Source organism: Flavobacteriales bacterium (assembly GCA_020635795.1).
Lineage (GTDB): Bacteria > Bacteroidota > Bacteroidia > Flavobacteriales_E > Vicingaceae > Vicingus.
The window spans coordinates 1-26,020 of sequence record JACJZD010000007.1 but is presented as its reverse complement, the minus strand read 5'-3'; the positions used below and the strand labels follow the sequence as shown (position 1 = coordinate 26,020).

The 26,020-nt window shown below is 32.9% G+C and carries 22 protein-coding genes; 6 read left to right on the top strand and 16 right to left on the bottom strand.

The window, feature by feature from the left end; all coding sequences use genetic code 11:
• Window positions 1–1,416: a tetratricopeptide repeat protein gene (locus tag H6589_12405; protein ID MCB9175404.1), complete on the bottom strand. Its 1,416-nt coding sequence runs from the start codon at window positions 1,414–1,416 to the stop codon at window positions 1–3.
• 375 nt (window positions 1,417–1,791) lie between these two features.
• Here H6589_12405 and glmM point away from each other — a divergent pair, with 375 nt between their 5' ends.
• The 3 genes from glmM to H6589_12390 all read left to right on the top strand — a co-directional run bounded on the left by glmM (window position 1,792) and on the right by H6589_12390 (window position 5,260).
• Window positions 1,792–3,177, top strand: coding sequence for a phosphoglucosamine mutase (gene glmM, locus H6589_12400; GenBank protein ID MCB9175403.1), 1,386 nt, complete (start codon window positions 1,792–1,794; stop codon window positions 3,175–3,177).
• 77 nt (window positions 3,178–3,254) lie between these two features.
• A complete protein-coding gene (locus tag H6589_12395; GenBank protein MCB9175402.1) occupies window positions 3,255–4,391 on the top strand; it encodes a cysteine desulfurase in 1,137 nt (378 codons plus the stop codon).
• A 107-nt stretch (window positions 4,392–4,498) separates the two neighbouring features.
• A complete protein-coding gene (locus tag H6589_12390) occupies window positions 4,499–5,260 on the top strand; it encodes an MBL fold metallo-hydrolase (protein MCB9175401.1) in 762 nt (253 codons plus the stop codon).
• Here H6589_12390 and H6589_12385 read toward each other — a convergent pair whose 3' ends face one another.
• Complete coding sequence (locus H6589_12385) at window positions 5,261–5,635, bottom strand: hypothetical protein (protein ID MCB9175400.1); 375 nt, start codon at window positions 5,633–5,635, stop codon at window positions 5,261–5,263. It lies immediately after the preceding gene.
• Between the two features lie 81 nt (window positions 5,636–5,716).
• Entirely contained in the window at window positions 5,717–6,088 is a 372-nt protein-coding gene (locus tag H6589_12380) for a helix-turn-helix transcriptional regulator (GenBank protein ID MCB9175399.1), read from the bottom strand.
• A gap of 208 nt (window positions 6,089–6,296) precedes the next feature.
• Between H6589_12380 and H6589_12375 the strand changes: the two genes are divergently transcribed.
• Window positions 6,297–6,641: a hypothetical protein gene (locus H6589_12375; GenBank protein MCB9175398.1), complete on the top strand. Its 345-nt coding sequence runs from the start codon at window positions 6,297–6,299 to the stop codon at window positions 6,639–6,641.
• A gap of 56 nt (window positions 6,642–6,697) precedes the next feature.
• On the opposite strand, the gene clpB is transcribed toward H6589_12375, so the two are convergent.
• On the bottom strand, window positions 6,698–9,307 hold the full coding sequence (gene clpB, locus H6589_12370; protein ID MCB9175397.1) for an ATP-dependent chaperone ClpB: 2,610 nt from the start codon (window positions 9,305–9,307) through the stop codon (window positions 6,698–6,700).
• Between the two features lie 191 nt (window positions 9,308–9,498).
• Here clpB and H6589_12365 point away from each other — a divergent pair, with 191 nt between their 5' ends.
• Window positions 9,499–11,073 (top strand): tetratricopeptide repeat protein, encoded by a 1,575-nt coding sequence (locus H6589_12365; GenBank protein ID MCB9175396.1) that lies wholly within the window; start codon window positions 9,499–9,501, stop codon window positions 11,071–11,073.
• Between the two features lie 2 nt (window positions 11,074–11,075).
• On the opposite strand, the gene H6589_12360 is transcribed toward H6589_12365, so the two are convergent.
• From H6589_12360 to H6589_12335, 6 genes are all read right to left on the bottom strand, one after another.
• Entirely contained in the window at window positions 11,076–11,687 is a 612-nt protein-coding gene (locus tag H6589_12360; GenBank protein MCB9175395.1) for a fumarylacetoacetate hydrolase family protein, read from the bottom strand.
• Between the two features lies 1 nt (window position 11,688).
• Window positions 11,689–12,456: a 3'-5' exonuclease gene (locus tag H6589_12355; protein MCB9175394.1), complete on the bottom strand. Its 768-nt coding sequence runs from the start codon at window positions 12,454–12,456 to the stop codon at window positions 11,689–11,691.
• 26 nt (window positions 12,457–12,482) lie between these two features.
• The gene (locus H6589_12350) at window positions 12,483–14,027 is read right to left on the bottom strand and encodes a PD40 domain-containing protein (protein ID MCB9175393.1); all 1,545 of its coding nucleotides are present in this window, start codon (window positions 14,025–14,027) and stop codon (window positions 12,483–12,485) included.
• Between the two features lie 64 nt (window positions 14,028–14,091).
• Window positions 14,092–16,425, bottom strand: coding sequence for a PD40 domain-containing protein (locus H6589_12345; protein ID MCB9175392.1), 2,334 nt, complete (start codon window positions 16,423–16,425; stop codon window positions 14,092–14,094).
• A 14-nt stretch (window positions 16,426–16,439) separates the two neighbouring features.
• On the bottom strand, window positions 16,440–18,809 hold the full coding sequence (locus tag H6589_12340) for a PD40 domain-containing protein (protein MCB9175391.1): 2,370 nt from the start codon (window positions 18,807–18,809) through the stop codon (window positions 16,440–16,442).
• 85 nt (window positions 18,810–18,894) lie between these two features.
• Window positions 18,895–20,244, bottom strand: a complete 1,350-nt coding sequence (locus H6589_12335) for a 2-oxo acid dehydrogenase subunit E2 (protein MCB9175390.1) — start codon at window positions 20,242–20,244, stop codon at window positions 18,895–18,897.
• Between the two features lie 123 nt (window positions 20,245–20,367).
• Here H6589_12335 and H6589_12330 point away from each other — a divergent pair, with 123 nt between their 5' ends.
• Window positions 20,368–20,988 carry a hypothetical protein gene (locus H6589_12330; GenBank protein MCB9175389.1) on the top strand — a complete coding sequence of 207 codons (621 nt, stop codon included), beginning with the start codon at window positions 20,368–20,370 and terminating at the stop codon, window positions 20,986–20,988.
• A 550-nt stretch (window positions 20,989–21,538) separates the two neighbouring features.
• On the opposite strand, the gene H6589_12325 is transcribed toward H6589_12330, so the two are convergent.
• The 6 genes from H6589_12325 to H6589_12300 form a co-directional block, all read right to left on the bottom strand.
• Complete coding sequence (locus H6589_12325) at window positions 21,539–22,273, bottom strand: YggS family pyridoxal phosphate-dependent enzyme (GenBank protein ID MCB9175388.1); 735 nt, start codon at window positions 22,271–22,273, stop codon at window positions 21,539–21,541.
• A complete protein-coding gene (locus H6589_12320) occupies window positions 22,270–22,875 on the bottom strand; it encodes a winged helix-turn-helix transcriptional regulator (protein MCB9175387.1) in 606 nt (201 codons plus the stop codon). The genes H6589_12325 and H6589_12320 overlap by 4 nt, the downstream gene beginning before the upstream one ends.
• On the bottom strand, window positions 22,876–23,139 hold the full coding sequence (locus H6589_12315) for a DUF2024 family protein (GenBank protein MCB9175386.1): 264 nt from the start codon (window positions 23,137–23,139) through the stop codon (window positions 22,876–22,878). It abuts the gene before it with no gap.
• 145 nt (window positions 23,140–23,284) lie between these two features.
• Window positions 23,285–24,022 carry a hypothetical protein gene (locus H6589_12310; GenBank protein MCB9175385.1) on the bottom strand — a complete coding sequence of 246 codons (738 nt, stop codon included), beginning with the start codon at window positions 24,020–24,022 and terminating at the stop codon, window positions 23,285–23,287.
• 82 nt (window positions 24,023–24,104) lie between these two features.
• Window positions 24,105–24,338 carry a thioredoxin family protein gene (locus H6589_12305; GenBank protein MCB9175384.1) on the bottom strand — a complete coding sequence of 78 codons (234 nt, stop codon included), beginning with the start codon at window positions 24,336–24,338 and terminating at the stop codon, window positions 24,105–24,107.
• Between the two features lie 521 nt (window positions 24,339–24,859).
• Window positions 24,860–25,837, bottom strand: coding sequence for a hypothetical protein (locus H6589_12300; protein ID MCB9175383.1), 978 nt, complete (start codon window positions 25,835–25,837; stop codon window positions 24,860–24,862).
• Window positions 25,838–26,020 lie beyond the last annotated feature (183 nt).

Genomic DNA, 26,020 nt, shown 5'->3' with positions numbered 1-26,020 from the left:
TTAGTGTTTATAATTTTCAAGGGTGTGTAAAATTTCCGGAAACGAAATGGCTTCTGGGAAATATTCTATAAAATCGCTCGCCAATTCAGGTTGAATGGTTAAAGCGATGTTTAATTTTGCATTTGCCTCTACAGTTTTTCCAGCTTTTAGTAATAATGCTGAAAGGCGAATGTTTATTTGCTGATTGGTTGGTTGATTTTCTAAACTTTCGTTTAAGAAATCAATCGCTTTTTGTAAACCGTCTTTGTTTAAATATGCCTCAGAAATGTCTAACCAAATTTCTTCATTGGTTTCGTCAATTTCTATCACTTTATTAAAAGCATTAATGGCTTCTTCGTATTTTTCTAAATTGGCAAGAATGTCACCATAGATATACCAAAACTCTGAATTGTTGGTTTCTAAATCAATGGCTTTTTGAATGTAAAAAGCTGCTACGTGGTTTTTCTTTTGGTATTCACTAACCACAGCTATTCCAGCGTAAGCATCGGCATAATATGGGTCAATGTTTATTGCCTTGTAATAATTGTTTTCGGCGTTAACATAATCTTCCAATTTCTCGTAACATTCTCCAATGTAGTAAAATGTTGTTGAATCAGGCTCTTCGTATTCGTTCGATTCTTTAAAAGTTTGTATAGCATCTTCATAGCGTTCTAACATGGCTAAGGAGTTTGCTTTGTTAAAATAAGCTGATGAAAAATCTTCTTTAATTGCTAAGGCATAATCATAAGCATCAATGGCTTTTTCGTATAATTCGGCTTTATTGTAAGCAATTCCTAAACTAAACCAAGCCAAATAACTGTAAGGATTTTCGTCAATAAAACTCTTAAAAAATGTTATACTATTTTCAGTGTCGTTTTTAAGATTAAAACAAAATGATATTTCATACAATACCGTTTCATTTTCAGGGTTTTCCTTCAATAAATCTTTTAAAATGGTTAAAGCTTTGTCGTATTGAGATAGGTTTTCGTATTCAAATGCAATATTGAATAAAATGTTTGTTTTTTCAGTTTTATCGTCGATTAATTTTGCTGCTTTGTAATAGTTTTCAATAGCTTTTTGATGCTGTCTAATCTGACTAAAAATATTTGCCTTGGTTAAATACAATTCATGGTTAAACGGTTCCATGTTTTCCAAAGCATTTAAAATATCTAAACCTTTGTTGGGTTGATGATTTTCGATTAAATATTGAGCTTGTTTAATTTTTAATGCAGAAGAGTTAGGGTGTTGATACAAAGCAAATTCAATGGCTTTGTTCGCTTTCTCCATCTCGTTTTTTTCTAAATAAAAATCAATTAAATCTTCAAACTCTTCAACATCAAAAAAATAATGTTCGTTCATTTCGAGCATTTGCTCAAACCGGTTCGACAATTCTAAATCGTCGTTACCTTCGTTGTATGGGTCAAAATCCTCGTCCATGTATATCGTATCTACACAAAATTAACCCTTTAGTAATTCAAAAAGCTAATTTCTATCATATTTTTCAACAATTAGTTAACAATAAATTTTAATACTGTTTTCTACAATATTAGCTTTTAGCTATAACTAACCACATAGGTACATAGTTTATAATGCTCAAACAAAGAATAATTAAGTTAAACATAGTTATCCCGATTTATCGGGATATACCTATTGTGGATCTTTATTTTTTAATTTAAGGTAGTCAATAAAGTCTATGTTTCTATGTGGTTTATTAATAAACATCAATAAGAACAATTAGATGGTTCAATCATTTTTAATGAGTAACATTTAAAAACTTTAGGCTAATTTTACCAATAACAAAAATGAGATAGTATGACATTAATAAAATCAATTTCGGGAATAAGAGGCACCATTGGAGGAGCTCCAAACGATGGGTTAACACCTTTAGATATTGTAAAATTTACTTCTGCTTATGGTACTTGGATTATAAGAAGAAACGCGGGTAAAAAGTGTAAAGTAGTGATAGGTAGAGACGCTCGTATTTCTGGTGAAATGGTTCAAAACATTGTAGTTGGAACGCTTCAAGGTTTGGGTATAGATGTGATTGATTTAGATTTTTCAACCACTCCGACTGTTGAGGTTGCAGTGCCAATGGAAAATGCTCAAGGAGGAATTATATTAACTGCTAGTCACAATCCTAAACAATGGAATGCGTTAAAATTATTAAACGAAAAAGGAGAGTTTATTTCTGCAAGTGATGGAGAAGAAGTGTTGACTTTGGCTGAAAACAGTTCATTTGCTTATGCCGATGTGGACGCATTGGGTGCTTATAAAAAAGACGATTCGTATTTGCAGAAGCACATTCAGGCGGTGCTAGATTTACCTTTGGTTGATGTAAATGCTATAAAATCAAAAAACTTTAAAGTTGCTATTGATTGTGTAAATTCTACGGGGGGAATTTTTATCCCAGCATTATTAAAAGCTTTAGGAGTGACCAATATTTTGGAATTGTATTGTGAGCCAAACGGTCAGTTTCCTCACAATCCAGAACCTTTACCAGAAAATTTAACAGAAATATCGAATCAAATAAAATCCCAAAAAGCTGATGTGGGCTTTGTAGTTGACCCCGATGTGGACCGACTAGCTATAGTTTGTGAAAATGGAGATATGTTTGGCGAGGAGTATACGCTAGTTGCCATCGCTGATTATGTAATAAAACATACACCTGGAAATACTGTGTCAAATTTATCTTCAACCAGAGCATTAAGAGATGTAACTGAAAAGAATGGAAACACTTATTTTGCTTCAGCAGTTGGAGAGGTTAATGTGGTGGAAATGATGAAAGCTAAAAATGCGATAATAGGAGGAGAGGGGAATGGTGGAATTATCTATCCAGAATTGCATTATGGTAGAGACGCTTTAGTAGGTATTGCTTTGTTTTTAACACATTTGGCAAAATCTAACATGACTTGTTCAGCATTAAGAGCATCTTATCCTAACTATTTCATCTCTAAAAATAAAATTGAACTAACACCCCAAATTAATGTGGATGAGATTTTGATAAAAATGGAAAAGAAATATCAACACGAAAATGTAAATACCATTGATGGTGTTAAAATTGATTTTCCTACGGAATGGGTTCATTTGAGAAAATCGAACACCGAACCCATTATTCGTATTTATTCCGAAAGTGCTACCATGCAATCGGCTGATGCTTTAGCAAATAGAATAATACGAGATATTAAAGAATTGATTTAGAAGATGGAAGTTGGAAGACCGAAGATGGAGGTTGCTTCTGACTTCGGTCTTCCAACTTAAACCTAACACCAGCACCCATGAAAAAAATATACCTCGATAATGCTGCTACAACTCCTCTTGATCCTGAAGTGATAGAATCGATGGTTGCTGTAATGAAAAATACTTATGGCAATCCTTCGGCGGTTCATGCTTTAGGCAGAAAAGCAAGAGTAGTAGTGGAGGAAGCTAGAAAAAAAGTGGCTACACACATTAATGCTGCTCCTGCTGAATTGTTTTTTACTGCTGGAGGTACAGAAGCCAATAATATGGTGATTAGAAGTGCTGTTGCAGATTTGGGTGTTACTCACATTATTACATCTCCAATAGAGCATCATGCAGTTTTAGAAACGGCAGAAAAAGTTGAACACGAAAAACACACCAAATTGAGTTTAGTAAAACTCGATGAGTTTGGTTCGGTCGATTTAAAAAGTCTTGAAGAATTATTAGAGCAAAATGCAGATAAAAAAACATTAGTTTCTTTAATGCATGCGAATAATGAGATAGGTAATCTGTTACCATTGAAAAAGGTAGTAGAAATATGTAAGAGGCATCAAGCTTTGTTTCATTCCGATACGGTTCAAACCATGGGGCATTATGCGTTTGATGTACGTGAATTAAATATTGATTTTTTAACCTGTTCGGCACACAAATTTCATGGGCCAAAAGGGACTGGGTTTTTGTTTGTCAACCAAAATGTACAGTTAAAACCTATTATTACTGGTGGCGGACAAGAACGTAATATGCGTGCTGGAACTGAAAATATTTATGGTATTGTAGGTTTGGCAAAAGCCATGGATATTGCTTATGCTCATTTACCTGAACATCAGCAATATATTCAAGGGTTAAAATCGTATATGATAGCACAGTTAGAGGGAAATATTAAAAATATAACGTTTAACGGAAACCCAAAAGGAGATAGTTTATATACGGTATTGAATGTTAATTTTCCAAATAGCGAAATGGATGAAATGTTGCTGTATAATTTTGATATTGAAGGAGTTTGTGTATCGGGAGGAAGTGCATGTACTTCTGGTAGTAGTATAGGGTCTCATGTGTTAGAGGCTATTAATTCAGATAAAACAAAACCGTCTATTCGTTTTTCGTTTAGTAAATTTAATACTAAAGAAGAAATAGATTTTACGATGAAACTTATAGAAAATTGGTTCAAAGCTTAATTCATACTTCATTGCTGGGTTGACTAGCAATCTGAAATATTGATAATAAAAAACAAAAAATATAGATTCCGTGTCAAGCACGGAATGACGATCAATAGTAAATGAGCATGAAAATAACATTTTTAGGAACAGGAACATCGCAAGGAATACCAGTTATTGCTTGTAGTTGTGATGTTTGCTTGTCTGAAAATGAAAAAGATAAACGCTTACGAGTTTCAGTTTTAATCGAGTATTTAGGTAAAACCATTGTTATTGATACGGGGCCTGATTTTCGACAACAAATGTTACGAGCCAATGTTCAACAGTTAGATGCGGTTGTTTTTACACACGAACATAAAGATCATATTGCAGGCTTGGATGATGTGCGTGCGTTTAATTTTAAGCAACAAAAAGATATGGATATTTACGCAACAAACCATGTTCAAAATGCTTTGCGTAGAGAATTTCATTATGCATTTGATGAATATAAATACCCTGGAGTACCAGAGTTAAAATTGCATACTGTTTCCGATGAGGTTTTTGAGGTTGCAGGTATTCCTTTTACGCCTATTAATGTAAAACATTTCAAACTTCCAGTAAAGGCTTACCGAGTTGGTAATTTTACCTACATTACTGATGCCAATAAAATAGAGGAGAAAGAATTAGAAAAAATTAAAGGTTCGGAAGTTATTGTGTTAAATGCTTTGAGAAAAGAGCCGCACATTTCCCATTTTACTTTAGATGAAGCTGTTGATTTGTTGAAGGAATTAAAGCCAAAAAGAGCTTATCTTACACATATTAGTCATTTAATGGGAAAACATGATGAGGTACAAAAAGAGCTACCCGATTTTATTCAGATAGCTCATGATGGTTTAGTGATTGAAATTTAGTTAGTCCTCTAATTTAGAACTCATAAATTCTCCAGTTTCGTTTTGTTTAGCCAATGTCCAATGGTCTGTATTAGTCGTTTCTAACCACACATCATTTTGTTTTCTAAAAACTTGAACATGAACACCAAACTGATTTTCGAATGCACTTTCAACTTCACTGACAAGCATATCGGGGTTAATTATTAAGTTACCAGCAGTATGTTTTTGTCTAATTTCTGCTAACGTTTTTTCATCATCAATTAAATCTTTTTTAGCAGAAGCTTCGCCAACTTGATGTGATTTAGTGAAAAAACCTAAGTTTAAAAATTTAAAAGAATTGTTAAAAGCTGACTTTATTTCTGCGATTTTTTTTGAATCTTCTATATGTAACTTCATAGCGTTTGTTTTTAATTCAACACAAAGCTATACCATCTTTGATATTAAAACAATGATATTTGTTAGGTAAAGTTTTGTTGTTTAAAGGTTTTTCTTTTTCGCTAACAAATGGAGTTTTTCTAAAAGAATTTCATTAGCAGCTTGTTGTTTTTCGAGTAAAGTAATCAATTCGTTGAGTTGTTTATGGATTTCTTCAGCTGTTCCTTCTAAATTATAATTTGCATAAGGGTCAACATAATTTGAGGGGTAGTTAATCATGTTTTCATCTATCTCTAAAATTTTACAGACATCTTTTAATAAAATCAAATCTGTTTTAGTTAACCCACGCTCAAAACGCGAATAGGTAGGGATAGAAATTTTTAATTGATTAGCCATCTCGAGTTGACTAACTTCTTTTGATAATCGAGTTTTTCTAATTTTTTTTAATATGGTTTCTCTACTTAAAAAGGACATAAAATTCAGTATAAATACCTAATTATTAGATATTTTGATTAAAATCATATTTTGTTTCTAAAATATTTGCTAAATATGCAAACAATTTGCACATAATGAAAAAATATTATTTTATTTATACAAAATAACTAATTAACTAATTAACTAATTAACTAATTAACTAATTAACTAATTAACTAATTAACTAATTAACTAATTTATTAATACTATGACACCTTTTATTATTTGGTTAGAAAAAGAAGAAGTTGATCTGCTATTGGGTAGTATTTTACGTTCCGATAATAATTCAAAAATTAATACTGTTTTAACACAAAATGAACTTTTAGAGTTGGCAGAAAATGCTCTAAAACAAAATAACGAATTGATTAAATTGTTTAAAAAAATTCAACCATTTGATAAACTTCAACAAACTACCGCTCAAATGTACGGAGTGCAGAAAAAATGCGATTTTTACAAAGAGCAAATGAGTAAAATGAAAGTTCATTGTTCTATGCATAAAGATCTCACCAATTGCAACCAATGTCCAACAAATAATATCTCAAATTTATTTTAATTGGTTTAAAAAAAGCATGATTTTACTCATCGCTTACCTTGTCTTTTGACAAGGTATTAGCTTTTTATTTTATCATTTTCATTTCTAAAAACAAACTGCCCATCAAATTGGTCGAGTATTATTGCTGAATCTGGTTGTACTGTACCCGATAAAACTTGTTTAGATAGTTCGTTTAACACATTTCGTTGTATAATTCGTTTTACAGGGCGAGCTCCAAATTGAGGGTCGTAACCTAATTCTGCAATATGTTGTACCGCTTCATCAGTATAACTTAATGTGATATTATTTTTTAGTAACAAATTCGATAAGCCTTTTAACTGAAGTTTTACAATTTGTAACACATCGTTTTTGGTTAACGGAGTAAACATTATGGTTTCATCTATTCTGTTTAAAAACTCTGGTCTGATGGTTTGTTTAAGTAAACCAAACAATTCGACCTTTGTTTTTTCAATTACATTGTCTCTATCAACATCCCCTAAGTTTTCAAAATTTTCTTGTATAATGTGAGAACCAATGTTAGAAGTCATGATGATAATGGTGTTTTTAAAGTTTACCACCCGTCCTTTATTATCGGTTAATCTACCATCATCTAACACTTGTAGCAAGATATTAAACACATCAGGGTGAGCTTTTTCAATTTCATCTAAAAGCACCACAGAATAAGGCTTTCTTCGAACAGCTTCGGTTAATTGACCGCCTTCATCGTAACCAACATATCCTGGAGGAGCACCAATTAAACGAGATACAGCGTGTTTTTCTTGGTATTCACTCATATCAATTCGGGTCATTGAATTTTCATCATTAAACAAGTATTCGCTCAATGCTTTTGCTAATTCAGTTTTACCTACGCCTGTTGTTCCTAAAAAGATGAATGAACCAATTGGTCGTTTTTCGTCTTGTAATCCTGCACGACTTCTTCTCACTGCATCCGAAACAGCCATTATCGCTTCTTCCTGTCCTACAACTCTTTTGTGTAGTTCATCTTCCAATTTCAATAGTTTCATTCGTTCGCTTTCCAACATTTTGGTTACAGGAATTCCCGTCCATTTCGAAATTACTTCGGCTATTTCTTCAGGTGTAACTTCTTCTTTAATCATTTTTGAATTTTCCTGTAGTTCAGTTAATTGGTTCTTGAACTGATTTAACTTGTCTTCAGCTTCCTTAATCTTCCCGTATCGAATCTCAGCAACTTTTCCAAAATCGCTATTTCGTTCAGCTTGGTCGGCTTCGTATTTTAGTTGTTCAATTTCATCTTTGGTTTTCTGAATGCCATCTACCACATTTTTTTCTGCTTGCCATTTGGCTGTTAAGCTTGCTTTTTCTTCGTTTAAATTGGCTAACTCTTCTTTAATAATATTGAGTTTTTTTTCGTCTTTTTCCCTTTTAATGGCTTCGCGTTCAATTTCGAGTTGCATTATTTTACGCTCAATTTCATCTAATGCTTCTGGCTTAGAGTTAATTTCCATACGAAGTTTTGAAGCAGCTTCATCAATCAAGTCAATAGCTTTGTCAGGTAAAAAGCGGTCGGTAATGTATCGTTGAGATAATTCTACAGCACTAATTATAGCCGAATCTTTTATTTGAACCTTATGGTGTGATTCATATTTTTCTTTAATACCCCTTAATATCGAAATAGCATCTTCGGTAGAGGGCTCATCTATCATTACTTTCTGAAAACGACGTTCCAATGCTTTATCCTTCTCAAAGTATTTCTGATATTCGTTTAAGGTAGTAGCACCAATGGCTTTTAATTCACCACGTGCTAGGGCAGGTTTTAAAATGTTGGCTGCATCCATAGCACCTTCTCCTCCTCCAGCACCAACAAGAGTATGTATTTCATCAATAAAAAGAACGATATCGCCTTCTGCACTAATTACTTCTTTAACAACTGCTTTCAAACGTTCTTCGAACTCCCCTTTGTATTTTGCTCCTGCAATCAGTGCGCCCATGTCTAACGAGAAGATTTGTTTGTCTTTTAAATTTTCAGGTACATCGCCTAAGATTATACGGTGAGCTAAACCTTCTGCTATGGCTGTTTTACCAACACCTGGTTCACCAATTAAAATAGGGTTGTTTTTTGTTCGTCGAGACAAAATTTGTAAAACTCTTCGTATTTCTTCATCACGACCAATAACAGGGTCTAATTTATTTTCTTTAGCTAATTCGTTAAGATTTTTAGCGTATTTTTTTAAAGCGTTGTATTGTTCTTCTTGACTTTGAGAGGTTACTTTTTCGCCTTTTCGGAGTTCTTGAATAGCTGCTTTTAGTTCTTTTTCTTTTACGCCATTGTCTTTTAATAATTGAGCAATAGTATCAGAACCACTCAATAAACCAAGTAAAAGATGCTCAATAGAAACATATTCGTCGCCAAACTCTTTTAAATATGAGGTGGCTTTATTTAAAGCACTATTTGCTTGGTTTGATAAGTATTGATTTCCACCAGTTACTTTTGGGTACGATTCAACTATTTTGTCTAAAGCTTGTTTAAAAATAGGAACATTAACGCCAAGTTTTTTCAAAATAAATGGAGTAACATTTTCATCAACTTCAAGCATACCTTTTAAAATATGCCCAGTTTCAATGCTTTGATTTGACGAAGACATTGCAATTTGCTGAGCTTGTTGAATGGCTTCTTGCGATTTGATGGTAAATTTATCGAAATTCATAAAGTGTAAGTTTTGATTAACGCTTGTCAAAAAATTAACCAATTGCTATTTTGTTGAATTTATGTGAATTTATGGCAGTTTATTGAGGTTTTTAATGACAAAATAGCAGTTTTTTGGATTTTGTTAATTGATATTTGAAGTTGAAAATGTAATAAATATCTTTAAATTAGCTTTGTGTTAAATAGGTTTCAATGTTTAGGATAAATAGTATTATAATATTTTTAGTTGTTTTTAATTTTTTTGAGTTGAAAGCACAGACCTATGCAGATAAATCCTTCTATTTGGTTGAAGCATTAAATCTTAAAGAGTTAAGTGAAAACGATAAGTTACTTATTGATTCTTGCCTTAAAATTTACCATAAAGCCAATGTCGACACTGTAAAACTATCTGCATTAGCAGCTATAGTTGAAGATTGTTGGGACGATAATGTGTGGCCAAAATATAATGATGAAATTTATTTACAAGTTTCAAACAAACTAAACACAAAAAAAGATTTCAAAAAAGAAGAAGTATTTTATTATAAAAAACTACTTGGAGCATGTTTAAATAATATAGCATACTATTTAGATATACAAGGAAAAACGGATAGTGCATTATTTTATTACAACAAATGTTTATTTGTGTTTAACGAAATTAAAGATAGGGTAGGATTGGCCGATACTTATAACAATATGGGGTATATATTTCGTTATCAAGGTAATATTCCTAAAGCAGTTGAATATTATCAAAAAGCACTCAAACTAAATCAAGAGTTAAAAAACAAAAAGGGAATTGCCTTGGTGTTGAATAATTTAAGTTTAATATACAGTCGAAATAATGATTTAGACCAAGCAGAAAAGCTGTTGTTAGAATCGATGGATTTAAAGATTGAGATTAATGACATACATGGCTTGGGTTATACCTTTATTAATTTAGCAGATATATACAGGCTAAAAAATTTAAAAAAACAAGCAATAGAGTTTTATTTAAAAGCAATATCTACGTTAGATTCTATTGGTGAACATAATGGTGTGGCAAATTGTTACAACAACTTGGGATTAATTTATTTTAATGACAATGAGCTGCATCTTGCTGAGAGCTATTTTAAAAAGAGTATGCATTTAAATATTCAGCTAAATAATATAAACTTAATTGCGATATCAGGGATAAATTTAGGAAACCTAAACATCAAACAAAAAAAGTATAAGGATGCTGAATATTTTGGGTTGTTGGCAATGAAATATGCAAAAGAGGGAGGTTATATTGAGGCAATAAGGGATGCCGCTGCACTATTATATACTGTAAATAAGGATAAGGGAAATTATAAACAAGCTCTAGAAATGTACGAGCTTAGGTCATTAATGCATGATAGCATGATTAATGATAATAACAAAAAAGAGGCAATACGAAGCCAATTACAATATAGTTATGAAAAACAAGCGGTTGCAGATAGTATTAAAAATGCAGAAGAAAAGAAAATAATTCAAGCTCAAATTCTTGTTCAAAAAACTCAACTTAAACAAGAAAAAACAAAACGAATAGCATTGTATGGAGGCTTGATTTTAGTACTCATTTTTGCAGGATTTATGTATAATCGATTTAAAGTAACTAACCGGCAGAAACTTGTAATTGAAAACCAAAATGTTATTGTTGAAAAACAGAAACACATCATTGAAGAAAAGCACAAGGAGGTTTTGGATAGCATAAGATATGCTAAACGAATACAAGACGCATTACTTACTTCACAAGCCTATATTGAGAGAAGTATTAAAAGATTAAAAGGATAAAGTTATTTGATATTAAAAGAAAGCAATTTTTTATCTTCAATAAAACAATCAATCCTATCATCAATTTTTACAGGACCAACACCAGCAGGTGTACCAGTAAAAATGTAGTCTCCGATTTTTAAGGTAAAAAATTGAGATACATAAGATATAATTTGGTTGATGTTGAAAATCATATCCTTAGTATTCCCAATTTGCTTTGTTTCACCATTTATTTGAATACTAAAGTTTAAGTTATTAATGTCATCAAATGCTGAAATGTCAACAAATTTCCCAGTAGGAGCAGAGCCATCAAAAGCTTTTGCTTTTTCCCAAGGCAATCCTTTTTCTTTACATTGTTGTTGAACATCTCGAGCTGTAAAATCAACACCTACAGAGATTTCATTATAGTATTTGTGGGCAAATCGTTCTTCAATGTGTTTTCCAATTTTATTAATTCTTACTACAAGTTCAACTTCATGGTGTAAGTCGTTAGTAAAGCTTGGATAAATAAAGGGGGTTCTAGGTTGAATCAAGGCTGTATCGGGTTTTAAAAAGAATACAGGTTCTTTGGGTATAGGATTATTGAGTTCCTTAGCGTGGTCAATGTAATTACGACCAATACAAATGATTTTCATATTACTTTTTTAAAGCTCTTAATCTAATGTTTGTCAATACTTTTTTTGTGTATAATGGGAAGTCACCATTCATCATCCAACTGTAATAACCAGGTTCAACTTCTAAAATGTGTTCAACTAATTTACCTTTATGTTTCCCAAAATTAAAAACTTCTTTACCATTTTCATCAAATATAATTCTACCAATTAAATCGGCATTGTTAGTTCGTTGCGAGAATTCGGCTAAAAACTTCACATCATTTTTTAATTCATCGTATTTTTCAATCTGAGCTTCTAAAATTTCGTAAGTAGCCATGGTATCTGCTTCGGCACTATGAGCATTGTCTAAATTTTTTGAACAATAAAACTGGTATGCAGCAGAGAGCGTTCGTTGTTCCATTTTATGAAAGATGTTTTGAACATCTACTAAACTACGTTTTGAGATATCAAAATCAACATCGGCCCTGAGAAATTCTTCAGCTAAAAGCGGAACATCAAACTTGTTTGAATTAAAACCAGCTAAATCACAACCTTCAATAAATTTTGCTAATTCTTTCGCAACTTCTTTAAATGTTTGTTTGTTAGCAACATCTGCATCTGTAATTCCATGTACAGCCGAAGACTCAAGAGGTATAGGAATGGTTGGATTTATGAGTTTAGTCTTAATTTCTTTATCGCCATTTGGCATTAATTTAACTATCGAAATTTCTACAATTCTATCGGTTGCTACATCAACACCAGTTGTCTCTAAGTCAAAAAATGCAATGGGTTTGGCTAATTTTAGCTTCATTATTTTGTGTATGTTTTTTAAAGAAATTAAGGTGTAACAACAAATTCTTGTTCTTTAAAAGCGATGAAATCACTTTTGCCTAGTATTGTTACATTTTCTGTTTTTGGAGCATAACCAGGGGCATCAATTAAAACCTGATAGGTTCCAGGTTTTAATATAATGGTAAATGCTCCACTTTTTGGGTTTGGAGTGTAGTTGCCTATTTCTTCTTGTGTTCTAACATCTACAACATTTATTAGTGCATCTTTTATAGCTTCGGTTGACCCTTGTGCAATCACTTTTGATTTGATAATGGTTTGACGAGAATCTATTTCATTAAAAGTTACTTTGTAAATGTCTTTCTCGCCTTTGCTATCTTTTCTCCAAGTTGAAATATAGGCATGACTTTGATCTTCGATAAACGATATACATAAATTATCTTCAGGGGTATTTAATGGGTATCCTAAATTTTGTGGCTTTGACCAAGTATTTGTTGCTTCATCCCAAGTTGATTTAAAATAATCGTATCCACCCATACTGTTATGTCCTTTTGAAGAGAAATAGAGTGTTTTTCCATCATAAAATAAGTTCGGGAAATCTTCATCGTAAGGAGTGTTAATGGTACTTCCTAAGTTTTGAGGTTCAGCCCAATCACCTGTTGGAAGTTTTCTTGTCATATAAATGTCTTTTTCGCCTAAACCATCATCTCGTCTACTTGCAAAAAATAAAATGTTTTCATCTGCAGAAATGGTTGCAGAACTTTCAAATCCTTTTGAATTGATGGCCTCACCAAGTTTTTCTATTTTCTTAAACTTCCCCGACGACATTTTAGACTCGTAGATGTCCCCAAATTCTTTGATGTTATCCATATAGACAAATAGTTTGTCTGCGTTGTATGATAAACCTACGGCTTGTTCGTCATAAATTGAATTAACCATTGCACCAGCTCCTTTTGCAGGAATAAATTCACCATTTTCAACTTTAGTGTAAAATACATCAGATGAATAATAACCATCAAATTCACGAGCACCACCCATAACACCTTTTCTTCTTGAAGTAAAAAATAAGTAAGATTCATCAGGGGTAACTAGAGGGTAATAATCAGGATATTCAGTATTGATTTTGTCTCCAGCATTCTCGAAAGATACATCAATAGGTGATTTTACCAATAACATGGCATTTTTAACCATTTCAATTTCTCTAGCAACTTCAGTTTGTTTTGTTCCTGCCCCAGATTTTTGGTATTTCTCAAAAGCATCTAAAGCTTCGTCAAGTTTCATGTTGTAATGGTAGGCTTTAGCCAAATAAAAATCTACATCAGGGTCTGATTTTCTTTCTGATGCAGTTTCAAGAAACTTTATGGCTTCACTTTTATCTCTATCAGTATGTAAAATACAGTAACCTGCTTTGTAAGGATAATCAGCATTTTTAGGATCTTTTTCAATAAGTTTTTTATAAACGATTAATGCATCGATATAATTATGAAACTTAAAGTGTTCTTCAGCATCAGCGGGGTCAGCTTTTTGGGCAAAACTTGTTAACGTTAGTAAAACAGCTAATGTTAATAGGATATGTTTCTTAATTCTTTTCAAAATCAATGTTTATTCATACAATAACAAAATCAATACCAAACAATAAAGTTAACCATTAATAAAGTTACAGAACACTTTGTTTATTCAATTTAAAGGTAACTCGTCGGTTTAGTTTTTGGTTTTCTAGATTGTTACTTCCATCTGAATTTAAATTTGGTTTAGAAGGTTCTTCTTCGCCAACAGCTTCAGTTGTAATTTGAATGGCTTTAATCCCTTTTTGTTTTAAGTATTTAACGGTTGTTTCTGCTCTTTGTTTCGAGAGTTCAATATTGTAATTTTTACTACGTTGTTCTGATGCTTCTTTGGTAAAAGTTATTTTACGTTTTGCAAAAATCTTTTGGTTTAGTTCCATGTCTCTCTTTCCATCGGTATGACCTTTAATGTTCAATACCATTTCTTTTCCTTCTTCTGTTTTAAGGAAGTTTATAATTTTATCCAATTCTTTTTTTGCGTCGTTTGATAAATTGTGTTTATCAAAATCGAAATAAATAGGACCAAATGCAGGAGTGTTGGTTGTATTTGTAACAACTAGTCTATCCACTTTTATAGTGTCAGAAATCATAGTAAATTCAGCAGTAGTTTTAGGGTCTAGTTTCCTAGATAGAGCAATCAATTCCTTGTCAGTGGTATAATTGTTATCAGTTTCAACTTTAACTAATGGAACTTCTTTTGAAATAGAGGCAGTGTCAATTCCAGTAAATGCTGGGTTGTTTTTTGCTTCTTCACTATTAAAGAAAGAGTTACGTAAAGTAGCTATTTGAACATCTTCTCCATTTACTTTTGCTTTTTCTAGACTAATCTCACTAAATAACTGAAAATAATCACATTGTTTAGGTGTGCTAATTTTTATTGTTTGAGGATTAAATCCTTCTGCAACTATTGATAAATTATATTGACTTTCTGGTTTAGCAACCAATAAAAATTTACCATTTGTACTCAATGAAGTTGCACTAGTTTCTTCTTTGTTTGTACTTAAATTGGTAAGAGTTAAAGTGCTTTTTATAGGTTGTTTAAGTTCGTTGTTGTAAACTATACCTCTAATTTCAGTATTCTCAAGGTTTTTACAAGTTGCAGAGAAGCTATAAATATCAAAAGTTCCATTTCCTTCAACTCTTGAAGATGAGAAAAAGCCGTTCTCATTTGATTTATCGACAATAAAATAGATGTCGTCAGCAGGTGAATTATAAGGGAAACCTAAATTTTCAGCCAAACTCCATTCGCCGTTAACAAGTTCTGATTTATAAATATCGTAACCACCCATTGTTGCATGACCAGTTGATGAGAAATATAATGTTTTTCCATCTTCGGTTAAATAAGGAGCATCTTCATCATCAACGGTATTAATGTTATTGCTTAATAAGACAGGTAATTCCCATTCGCCGTTTGATTTTTTAACGGATTTATAAATATCTTTTCCTCCAATACCATCCTTTTTTGTAGAAACAAAAAACATGGTTGTTCCATCAGCAGAAATAGTAACACTTGGTACATTAAATTTACTAGCGTTAATTTTGTCGTCAAGTTTTTTCAGTGTTGACCAGCTTCCGTCTTTAAAATTAGATTGCCAGATAGCATCTTTTTTATAAGTAAATATGGTATTACCATCGGTTGAATAAGTAATACTTGCATCATGTTTTTTAGTGTTTACGTTGTCAGGTAAATATTTCTTTAATTCAGCTTTATCAGTTAATAAATTCCAGCCAGCTTCTGTTTTTTTAGCGGCGTAAATATCTTCATAAGGAAGTAAATCTCCCTTATCTTTTTTATTTCCTTTATAGTTTCTTCTAGAAGTAAATAATAAAATATCTCCATTTTTATTGATTACAGGTGCATATTCTCTATCTATAGAGTTTACTTTTTCGCCAATGTTCTCAATAAATACTTTGTCATTTTTATTTGTTAGATAGTTGATGCCGTTTTTGTTGTTTTCTATTTCACGGTTAACATCATTTTTTAACATCTTCCCAGACTTTGTAGGATGATCAATGAAACGATCAAATTTTTCAAATGATGCGTTTGCTTTTTCAAATTCACTGTTTAATTGATAAGATTTACCTAAAAAGTAATAGAGTTCTACTATAGTATCTTCTTTTGAATTTTGAAGAGCAGCTTCAAATAAAGGGATACTCTTGGTTTGTTGATGAGTAGATAAATAATAGCTTAAACCAGCTTCAAAATTGTAAATGTCGTTTGTTGGTTCGGCATTTACCAGTTTCATGTATTCGTTTTGAGCATTAATATATTGTTCTTTATATAAAGCCTTTCTTGCTTGACGAAGTGTCTTTTTTTTATTGATTTCTTGTCCATTTACATTTAGTAAAGAAAGGAAGCCAACTAAAACACAAAAAGTCTTAATTAAAAGACTTTTTGTAAAACTATTTCTGAAATTTAGGAGCATATTAATCGTAATTATTATTTAACAGTGATGATTACATATTGATACTTCTCATAAACATCTTTATTTTCGAAATCACCTTTATAAGAAGGTCCTTGAACAAGAGATTTTATTTTTTTGAAAACTACTTTATCCATATTAATACCTTTTGCTTTTAAGGCATTGATTATAGCTTCTTTCGCTTCTTCTCCTCTGTTTTTAGCTAAAGCATCGTTCGATTTAAATGTTTTAGTTGGAACTTTAGATGCACTTGCTTCTATCTCAATTGTAACTTTCTTATCGCTATTAACATTTTCAACAACTTTAGATATTAACTCAATATACTTTGCGTTAGAAGCGTTAAGTTCTTTTACATTGTAATTGAAAAATTCTTGATAAGAAGCTAATACGTTCTTGATGTCAACTGTATTTGTATTATTGTTATTAGCGTTGACATCTTTATTATCTTTTTCGTTTAGTAATGCTAATTTATTAAGTTCATCAGTTGGTAGCGCCCTAAATAATCTTCTATTTTTAGATTTTTTAATAGCCAACATCACTTTTTCACCTTTTTCATTAACAATATAAACTTTAGCATCGTCAATAAAATTCTTATCAACATCGTCCAACCTTACTAAATAATAATCGTTAGGATTCAGTTTATTGAATTTAAAGAAACCATTTTTATCAGTAGTGGTAGATTCAAGTAACTTGTCGTTCTCATCTAACAAACTAATTTTTGTTCCTGCTGAAAGCAAATTTTTGTATTCTAAGAATCCTTTTAAATAGTCAATTACATTTTGTTTTTCACCAAATATGATGTCTTGTAAATCAATTCCACGATTAATTTCTTTGAAACTAGAGACTTCTGGAACATACAAATCTTCTTCTTGTTTAAATGTTAAGGCTGAGTAAACGATATGATAATCGATGTTAGGCTCTAAAATAATACTGAATTTACCATCTTTTTTACGTGGCTTGAATATACCAATTAAATTACCAGTAGCATTATCAGTAATAACAATTTGAGCGTCGGCAGGGGTTTCAGGTTCACCAATAACTTTTAAAATACCAGTTAAAAGTGTAAGAGGTTTTGCATCAGCATCTGTTAACGAAATCATGTAAATATCTTTTTCGCCAAATCCTTTTTCTTGGAAAGATGAATAGTATCCTCTTTTTCCATCTGCCGAAGTTACAAAAAACACATCATCATCAGTTGAATTAACAGGGTAACCTAAGTTAACTGGGGTTGACCAATTGCCTTCTTTATCTTTAGTAGAATAAAAAATATCGTAACCACCAATACTTGAATGTCCATGAGAACTAAAATATAGGGTTTTACCATCAGGATGAATAAATACTCCATCTTCATTGTAAGGCGTATTTATTACTGAACCAATGTTTTGAGCTTTAGCCCATTCTCCAGTTGGAAGTTTATTGCAGAAATAAATATCTTGACCACCTAAGCCGCCTTTTCTATCACTAACAAAATACAAGGTGTTTCCATCAGGAGTAACAGCAACGTGAGACTCTTGTGCATCTGAATTAATATCAGAACCTAATAGTTTAGGAGTTGACCATTCATTTTCATTTAAATTACTGAAATATAAATTTCCATTTCCATTATCATCTTTGTAAATAAATAATGTTTGTCCGTCTATTGAAATATTAATTGTCGCCTCATGCCCTTCTGTATTAATATTTATTAATTCTGGTTCAGTCCACGCACCATCGTAATTATTCGAAACATATATATCTTCATAATACAGACCGTCGGAAACATCTTTGATAAAATAGTTTGAGCTATCAGGTCTTAATCTACGAGAGGTAAAATATATGGTAGATTCATCTAAAGAAAGTACTGGGCTGTATTCAGGATAAATGGTATTGATGCTTTTACCTAAGTTCTGTATTTCAATATTTACTGGCTTAGCCATTGCTTCTTTGGCATGAACACATTGTTTAGTGTAATGTTCTAACTCATTAAATAAGTAATGCTTTTTACCTATTTTTTCTTTTAATGAATTGTAATGTGTCATAGCCAAATCCAATTCGTAATTTAAATGGTAGGCTCTAGCTAAATAAAAATTTGTTTCAACTGGTGCTTTATCTTCAGCAGATGAAAACGGGTCGTAGTTAGATGTGGTTTTTTCAATGGCTTTTTTTAGAAAAGGCAACGCTTTTTTCTTTTCATTACCTGAATGGATGTAACAAACCCCAATTTTATAATTGATGTTTGAATTGTCAGGTTTTTGAGAAAGAAGGTCTAACCATATAGGAAGTGCAACATTAAACATGGATTCTTCCATTAAGGTATTTGCTTCAAGAAATTTTTGATTAAAAGAATCTTGAGCAATAGAAAAAAAGTATACGAAGCTTAGTGTAATTAAAAGGGCAAATTTTTTCATCAATTTTTTTTAAATGTACTTTACAAATATATTTTATTTAGGTCACTTAGCAAATATAAGTTGTAATTATCTTTCTACTAAATAGTTAAAACTCTCGATTAACATCGAAATTTTCAAGATAATCAGCAACTCTACGAACAAACATTCCGCCTAAAGCACCGTCTACAACACGGTGATCGTAAGCATGTGATAAGAACATTTTGTGTCGTATTGCAATGGCATCTCCATCAGGAGTTTCAATTACTGCAGGCATTTTTCTAATTGCACCAACAGCCATAATTGCAACTTGTGGTTGATTAATAATAGGTGTCCCCATCACATTTCCAAAAGAACCAACATTAGTAATGGTGTATGTTCCTCCAGAAATATCATCAGGAGAAAGTTTATTGTTTCTTGCACGGTTAGCTAAATCATTAACTGCTTTAGTAATTCCAACAAGATTTAATTGGTCAGCATTTTTAATTACAGGGACAATTAAATTACCTGAAGGAAGAGCAGTAGCCATACCCATGTTAATGCTTTTTCTTTTGATGATTTTATCACCATCAACCGATACATTAATCATTGGAAAATCTTTAATGGCTTTAACTAAAGCTTCAATAAAAATAGGTGTGAAGGTAATGTTCTCATTTTCTCTTTTCTTGAACGAATCCTTTACTTTATTTCTCCAATTTACAATATTGGTAACATCTGCTTCAACATAAGAAGTAACATGTGGTGAGGTGTGTTTCGACATTACCATGTGTTCAGCAATGATTTTTCTCATTCTGTCCATTTCCATGATTTCATCGCCTGGCATTAATGGAACTGCTTGTTTTTTAACATGAGCAGTAACCGATTTCTCTTCCATTGCTTTAGGCGTTTCTACCACAACTTCTTTTACAGCTGGGGCTGGAGTTGAAGTTTGATTTCCTCTATTAGGTAAATAGTTTAATATGTCTGATTTTGTAACTCTTCCATCGTTACCTGTGCCATTTATAGCATCTAGTTCTGATGAAGAAATGCCTTCTTTTTCAGCAATACTTCTAACCAAAGGAGATAAAAATTTACCTGAAGGAGAAGTTTTTCCTAGTTTTTCGTCAGATGAATGGCTTGCAATTACCGTATTTGCTGTTGTAGCTGCAACAGGAGCGGTACTAGCTGCTGCTGGAGCAGGAGTTTCGGTTTGTTTTGGAGTACTTTCTACAGCATCACCTTCAGCCCCTATTATGGCAATGGCTTGACCAACTTGCACAACATCTCCCTCGTTAAATAATTTTTTAATTAATATACCTTGAGCAGTTGAAGGAACTTCTGAATCTACCTTATCAGTAGCAATTTCTACTACCGCTTCATCAGCTTCAATAGTATCGCCAACTTCTTTTAACCAACTTGTAATGGTTGCTTCAGCAACGCTCTCGCCCATTTTAGGCATAACTAATTCTACTTGAGCCATAAATTTTCTATAGTTTAAAAATGTCGTTTTTACGAAAGTCACAAAAATAGCTTAAAAATTTCTATTTTTCAATAAATAATATGGGTATTTTCGTTTAAAATGTAACGATTGCAACCATTGTGTATGTTTACAAATAAACCATTTTTTCTTGTTTTATTTTTAATGCTATTTTTTGTCAATTTAAAAGGGCAGGAATCAGCTTTTAAACAATTCAAGAAATTGAGTTGTGCTGAAAAATCGTGGGTTGTGTTTCATCCGTTTGTAGCAAAAAAGGCTTTGCAAATTTCGATGGAAGCAAGAAAATCGACTGCAGAAGTAAAACAACAAAAATTGTTGAAAGGTGAAGGCAATGGCGACCAAGTAGATGCTTTTAGACATGCCTATTGGATGGCGTTATTGACTTTTGAAATAGGGGAGCGAAGAGCCAGAAAATTAGGTAAAGCACACGAAAAAGGAAACTACCAACAGTTTAAAAAAGGTAAAACTGAAGATGGTGTTTTGCCTGATAAAATATCGAGTGAGATGGATTTGTTTAACAATGAGTTAGGGATAGAAATTGCCAAAACTATAACAACGGAGAAATTAATAGAATTGATTATTAATAAAGTTAAAAGTGGTTATGCGAAAATAATTAAGCAAGATCAAGAACACCATTTTTTAGATGCTGAAGGCAACATAATATCCACCGAAGAATTACAAGGCAAATGGGAGAACAAGAAGGTGTTGGTGAATAGTGATTATTAACAAGCTAGATTCCTGTTTTCGCTACGCTACACAGGAATGACACTTGCACATACCTTCTATACGTCATTCCTGCGTAGGCAGGAATCTATTTTTATGTTACTCACAAGCGGATGCTTTTGAGAGAAGGGAAATAGTAAGCGGGTACCCACTAATAATTAGTATGAATATTATAAGTTAGTTTTTCATTTTCGATAATTACTCATAACGTTTTCGGGCTTTGCGAAGGTGGCGATTTTTAGCACCGGACTTCATTCGAAACACCAAACTTCAAATTTACGAAAAACTGTCATACGAAGCACTGCACCGCCACTTTTGCAAAACCCGTGTTACCAGCTGGCGTTCTGTCTGTCGTGTAAGTCAGGTCCCATAGGAGTTTCGCTGTCATTGTCCAGTGAGTGTTTTTGTTTTTATATGTCGGCTGAAGGTTGGCGGGTTTAAAAATTTTTGAAGGAAAGGAAATTTTAAAAAATAATTTACTCGGGTGGGAAAGGTGGAAGCTCTTTTGCAAACTTTGGTCTGCGGGTTGGCTTGTAGCGGTTTGCAAATGTGCTTACACCTGTGGGTTGGTTTCTATCTTATCATTCCAATAATAGCTGTCCGGATAAGGTCGTTTGCCGAATATTGCAGTTCCAACTCGAATTATCGTTGAGCCTTCTTCAATGGCTGTTTCTAAGTCGTTACTCATTCCCATTGATAAGTCGTGAACAGATAAGTCTTTATCTAGCATACTTAGTTGAATGTTTTTGAGCAATTGAAAGCATTTTCGAACTTTTTGTGTTTCCGCAGAAAAAAGTCCGATAGTCATTAAGCCTTTTATGTTTAATCGGTCAAGTTGTTTAACTTGTTGAGCAAAAGTCAAAGTATTTTCGGGTGAAACACCAAACTTACTTGCTTCATAAGAGGTGTTAACTTGGATAAAAACATCAATGGTTCTATCTTCAAATTCTAATCTCTTTTGCAATTTTTCAGCTAATTCCAACCTGTCAACAGATTGTATGCAGTCGGCATATTTTATAACTTCCTTGACTTTGTTGGTTTGAAGATGTCCTATGAAATGGGTTTGGTGTGGGATAACTTTTATTGCTTCAAATTTCTCTTTGAGTTCCTGCACCTTATTTTCTCCAATCAGGGTTTCACCGGTTTCCAAGGCAGTAATAATATTTGTAGCCGAAACTGTTTTTGTTGCTAATAGAAGTTTAATTTCATTGGGGTTTCTGCCCGAAAATCCGGCTGCTGCTCTTATTCTACTCTTAATGTTTGCTATGTTTTCGATTATGAAGCTCATATCTGCAATTCGTGTTCAGGGCAATCCACTCTCAATTCGTTTTCAGCAAGTTGACTTTTCAAAAGTTTGCAGTAGTGAACACCTTTTTCAAGTTGATAGTTAGAGCAAGTAAAACACATTCTTTGAATAGTGATGATGCCTGATTTATTTAGGTCGTAAATCAATTTTAGCAATCCATTAAGCATTATTGTTTTTTGTTCCTGTGTTAGTTTTTCAATGGGTTGTTCTATTGATGAAGCAAATAATGATGCCTTTTTTGCTATTTTTTTTCCTTCGTTTGTAAGTGATAGCGAAAAACTCCTTGTGTCAATGGGGTCAGTTTCCTTTGTTACTAATTCTTTTGAAAGTAACACTTTTACGCTATCGCTAATTGTGGCTTTTGTCATATTGAACTCATCAGCTAAATAACCCACCTTGCATTTTTCTGTTGAATGAAAATAGATGAAAATCAAAATTTGAATTTGTATCGGGCTTAATGAGTTTTCTTTACTTTCATTCCATAACAATACTCTGAATGCTTCTGAAATTCGTTCCAAAGCAACAACAATGCGACTTTCAATTTTTTGGTTTTGTTCCGTTAAGTGAAAAGATGAATGTTTCATTTATTCGCAATTTTCCATTTCAAGAATAAAATATCCTTGTTTTTTTATGTCGGCTTCCCATTGTGGTTGTATACTTCTAACGTGGCAAAACCTACATTCTTTTGATGTTAAGGGCTGTCCTTCTTGACCTTTAGTTTTCAGATATACTCTGCCATATTCGTAAATAACGGCAGTGTCTTTTACTGATGATGGTGCAATAATGTCAAAGTGCATTACGCTACCATCTTTCTTAGTTACATAGGTGTCCCAAACTGCTACTTCCATTGTTTTTGTTTTATTGTTTTGTGCGTTTGCAGATAACGCAAACAGCAATATGATTGATAAACTTAAAATTCTCATTTTCTTTTGCTTTACTTGAAAAATAATACCCTGCAAAGATAGGAATCCTAACTTTACAGGGCAAATAAAATTACTTAACTTTATATGGTAGGGATAAATTACCGCTTGCTATAGAATACACTTTGTAAACGCCAAGCATTGGTTTGTCTCCGCCACCGTGTCCACCATCACCGCCTGTATTTACTTGCATATAGGCTGCAACACCGTCATAGGAGAAATCTTTCTTATTGTTCATTCGATAATCGGGAACAACAACTCTAATCGTGTTTCCTTTTGTGATAACCTGAAAACCAGGAGAATCCATATACATTGGCATTCCAGGATTAGTAGGAGGTAAAACTACTGTTGTGTCTTTGGGGTCGAATTGCTTTACTGCTAAACCACCTTCCACACGTTTGTCTTCTGTTAATACCACCCAATGTGGATGCCACACTATGCCGTCATTTCCATAGTTGCCATCATTGTTTTCATCCCAAAGTGGCGTGTCGTCAAAATCAGGATGTGAAGTTAAGGCTAGAGCTACAATGCCTTCGGTGTTGCCAAATCCAACATCAGTTGGCTTCAAGGAAGTTGGGAAAACGTACCCCAAAACAGGTGCTCCATTGAGTTGACCTACTGGTGTTGGCGTGGTTTTTCCTGCCGTTCCTTTTACGGTAATTTCCCAAATGGTTGCACCAATTTCAGGTGAGTGTTTTACGCTTACTTTTTTGATTTGGAAATCATCATTGTTGTAGTTACCGCATTTGTCGCAAGCATAGCTTTGAACTGCGAAAAGCGAAAGTCCGAGAAGAAGAAATATTTGTTTCATTTTTTTTAAAATTTAAAGATTTGAAATAAAGTCAGAAGCCCTAAGATAGGTAAGGACTCCTAACTTTGTAAGAAAAAATTTTTTAACCTTTTACGTCAGCCATAGACGCACCAAAATTGATGTGTAAAACATTTCCGTTTGGTGTTAACAAAGCTGGAACAGATTTAACACCTGCTTTTTCCGCTTCCGCAATTCGATTACGGTCTTCGCCAATGTGAACGATTTCTACATTAGTTGCACCAATTAGGTTAACGATGTCGTGCTCTGCACTCACACATACAGGACATCCTGCGTGATAAAAAATTGATTTTGCCATTTTTTTAAGTTTTTATTGTTGTTTGGCATTATTGCCACCGCAAATATAGTAAGGAATCCTAACTACACAAATTATTTCTGAGATTTTTTTAGAGAATATTTTACATCATTGATATTCAAAGCGATAAAAATCTTATAAGGGTGGGGGGATTGGCTCTTTTGCAAAACTTGGGATGTGTGTCGGCTTGTGCGGTTTTGCAAATGTGCCAACGTGCGGTTGGCCAAAATTATTTTTAAAAATGTGCGGTGGGAAAATTTTTTAACCCATTTGGGTCGGCTTGAGTGTTGGTAAAGTCAGGTCGGTTTGTGTCAAGTTACAGCGAAATTGTCTGCCGAGTAGCGCTCGTCTGTTGGTGGTCGTGTCGATCGTCCTACGCTTGCTGGTAACGGTTAGGCTATGATTTCGTTGTGGAAAATGTCGTTAGACTTTTCCGCTTAGGAAATCAAGCCGAGTAAATGTATAAAACTTTGGTTTTAGCACAAAGTAACAATGAATTATAGCCAATGTTACCACACGTTTTTTTATTTTTTCTGTTTCGCTTCAATTTCTGGCAATTTCTTTTTATACTCTTCTACATCCCACGTCATACCCCAATTTGAAATGTAATCTTGGATTGTTCCAAGTCCAACTTCTGCTCGTCTTTTGTCAACATTATCAGGGTCAACTAGAGGTAAAACATAGTATTCTCCCGTTTCTTGGTCTCTTCCAACTTGACTACCATAAATCTGTTTTCCTCCTTTTCTTAAAGCTACTCTATCTTCTAAAAGTGCCAAACTGCTTGCTCTTGCATTTCCTTTACTTACTGCTTCTCTCATCATTGGGAGATACTTTTCTTGAGTTTCAATGTCAGAGTGTTGTATTACCAAGAATAAGGTTGAATTTCCTTGGTTTCCTATGATGTCTGCTCCAAGCCAACCACGTTCATCAAGTATTTTCTTAACTTTTATTAGGTTAATTGAGTCTTTCTCATTGATTATTTTCCAATGGGCTTTCATTTCATCAGATTCCCAACCATATTTTTCCTCTATTCCCTTTATTTGCTGTCGGTATTTTTGGTCTTCTTGATAAATTGTATCAAGTATTGCAACTAATGGTTTGTCTAAGTTGGCTTCTGCTTTCTTTTTATTAGCTTTTACAATTTCAATTACCTTTGACCACCGTTCATCACTGTGTAGTGAATTTAGGTCTGCGTCTGTTGTTATGTGCCCATAGTTAGTATAATTACCTTTTTCTGCAATTTTGAACAATTGAATAAAAGCAGAATCGGGTTTATTTGCCAAGGACCAAGAGCAAGCAGCATTGTATCTGTCATTTACCATTCCTTTTCCACCTAGAGCAACAAAAGCTTCTGAATACTTTTCCCCTGATTTCAAATAGTCCTTGCTTTCATATAAGCTCCAAGCAGTTTTTATCAGTTCAGAATATTTTTCTCTGTCTTGTCCAAATGTAAAGTTGAATACAAAAAGACTTAAAATTGTCAATACTGTTAATTTCTTCATTGTCGTTTGTTTTTAAATGTGTGGTAACGGTGAGTATATGGCAAGTAGGCGATTGCGGACTTCAAACCTATCAAACCGAGATGAAGTTGAAGCGGGCTACAACCGTTGAATTTACTACTATTTCGCCTATTTGCTATATACATTGTTAGCGGCTGCACTTATTTTTCAATTATTATTTTTCGT

Excerpts from the sequence above, each read along its gene's own strand:
- H6589_12330 (MCB9175389.1), top strand. The coding sequence starts at position 20,368 with ATGTTTACAAATAAACCATTTTTTCTTGTTTTATTTTTAATGCTATTT.
- glmM (MCB9175403.1), top strand. The coding sequence starts at position 1,792 with ATGACATTAATAAAATCAATTTCGGGAATAAGAGGCACCATTGGAGGA.
- H6589_12365 (MCB9175396.1), top strand. The coding sequence starts at position 9,499 with ATGTTTAGGATAAATAGTATTATAATATTTTTAGTTGTTTTTAATTTT.
- H6589_12360 (MCB9175395.1), bottom strand. The coding sequence starts at position 11,687 with ATGAAAATCATTTGTATTGGTCGTAATTACATTGACCACGCTAAGGAA.
- H6589_12375 (MCB9175398.1), top strand. The coding sequence starts at position 6,297 with ATGACACCTTTTATTATTTGGTTAGAAAAAGAAGAAGTTGATCTGCTA.
- H6589_12305 (MCB9175384.1), bottom strand. The coding sequence starts at position 24,338 with ATGGCAAAATCAATTTTTTATCACGCAGGATGTCCTGTATGTGTGAGT.
- H6589_12380 (MCB9175399.1), bottom strand. The coding sequence starts at position 6,088 with ATGTCCTTTTTAAGTAGAGAAACCATATTAAAAAAAATTAGAAAAACT.
- H6589_12310 (MCB9175385.1), bottom strand. The coding sequence starts at position 24,022 with ATGAAACAAATATTTCTTCTTCTCGGACTTTCGCTTTTCGCAGTTCAA.
- H6589_12390 (MCB9175401.1), top strand. The coding sequence starts at position 4,499 with ATGAAAATAACATTTTTAGGAACAGGAACATCGCAAGGAATACCAGTT.
- H6589_12355 (MCB9175394.1), bottom strand. The coding sequence starts at position 12,456 with ATGAAGCTAAAATTAGCCAAACCCATTGCATTTTTTGACTTAGAGACA.
- H6589_12335 (MCB9175390.1), bottom strand. The coding sequence starts at position 20,244 with ATGGCTCAAGTAGAATTAGTTATGCCTAAAATGGGCGAGAGCGTTGCT.
- H6589_12405 (MCB9175404.1), bottom strand. The coding sequence starts at position 1,416 with ATGGACGAGGATTTTGACCCATACAACGAAGGTAACGACGATTTAGAA.
- H6589_12385 (MCB9175400.1), bottom strand. The coding sequence starts at position 5,635 with ATGAAGTTACATATAGAAGATTCAAAAAAAATCGCAGAAATAAAGTCA.
- clpB (MCB9175397.1), bottom strand. The coding sequence starts at position 9,307 with ATGAATTTCGATAAATTTACCATCAAATCGCAAGAAGCCATTCAACAA.
- H6589_12345 (MCB9175392.1), bottom strand. The coding sequence starts at position 16,425 with ATGCTCCTAAATTTCAGAAATAGTTTTACAAAAAGTCTTTTAATTAAG.
- H6589_12340 (MCB9175391.1), bottom strand. The coding sequence starts at position 18,809 with ATGAAAAAATTTGCCCTTTTAATTACACTAAGCTTCGTATACTTTTTT.
- H6589_12320 (MCB9175387.1), bottom strand. The coding sequence starts at position 22,875 with ATGAAACATTCATCTTTTCACTTAACGGAACAAAACCAAAAAATTGAA.
- H6589_12300 (MCB9175383.1), bottom strand. The coding sequence starts at position 25,837 with ATGAAGAAATTAACAGTATTGACAATTTTAAGTCTTTTTGTATTCAAC.
- H6589_12315 (MCB9175386.1), bottom strand. The coding sequence starts at position 23,139 with ATGGAAGTAGCAGTTTGGGACACCTATGTAACTAAGAAAGATGGTAGC.
- H6589_12325 (MCB9175388.1), bottom strand. The coding sequence starts at position 22,273 with ATGAGCTTCATAATCGAAAACATAGCAAACATTAAGAGTAGAATAAGA.
- H6589_12395 (MCB9175402.1), top strand. The coding sequence starts at position 3,255 with ATGAAAAAAATATACCTCGATAATGCTGCTACAACTCCTCTTGATCCT.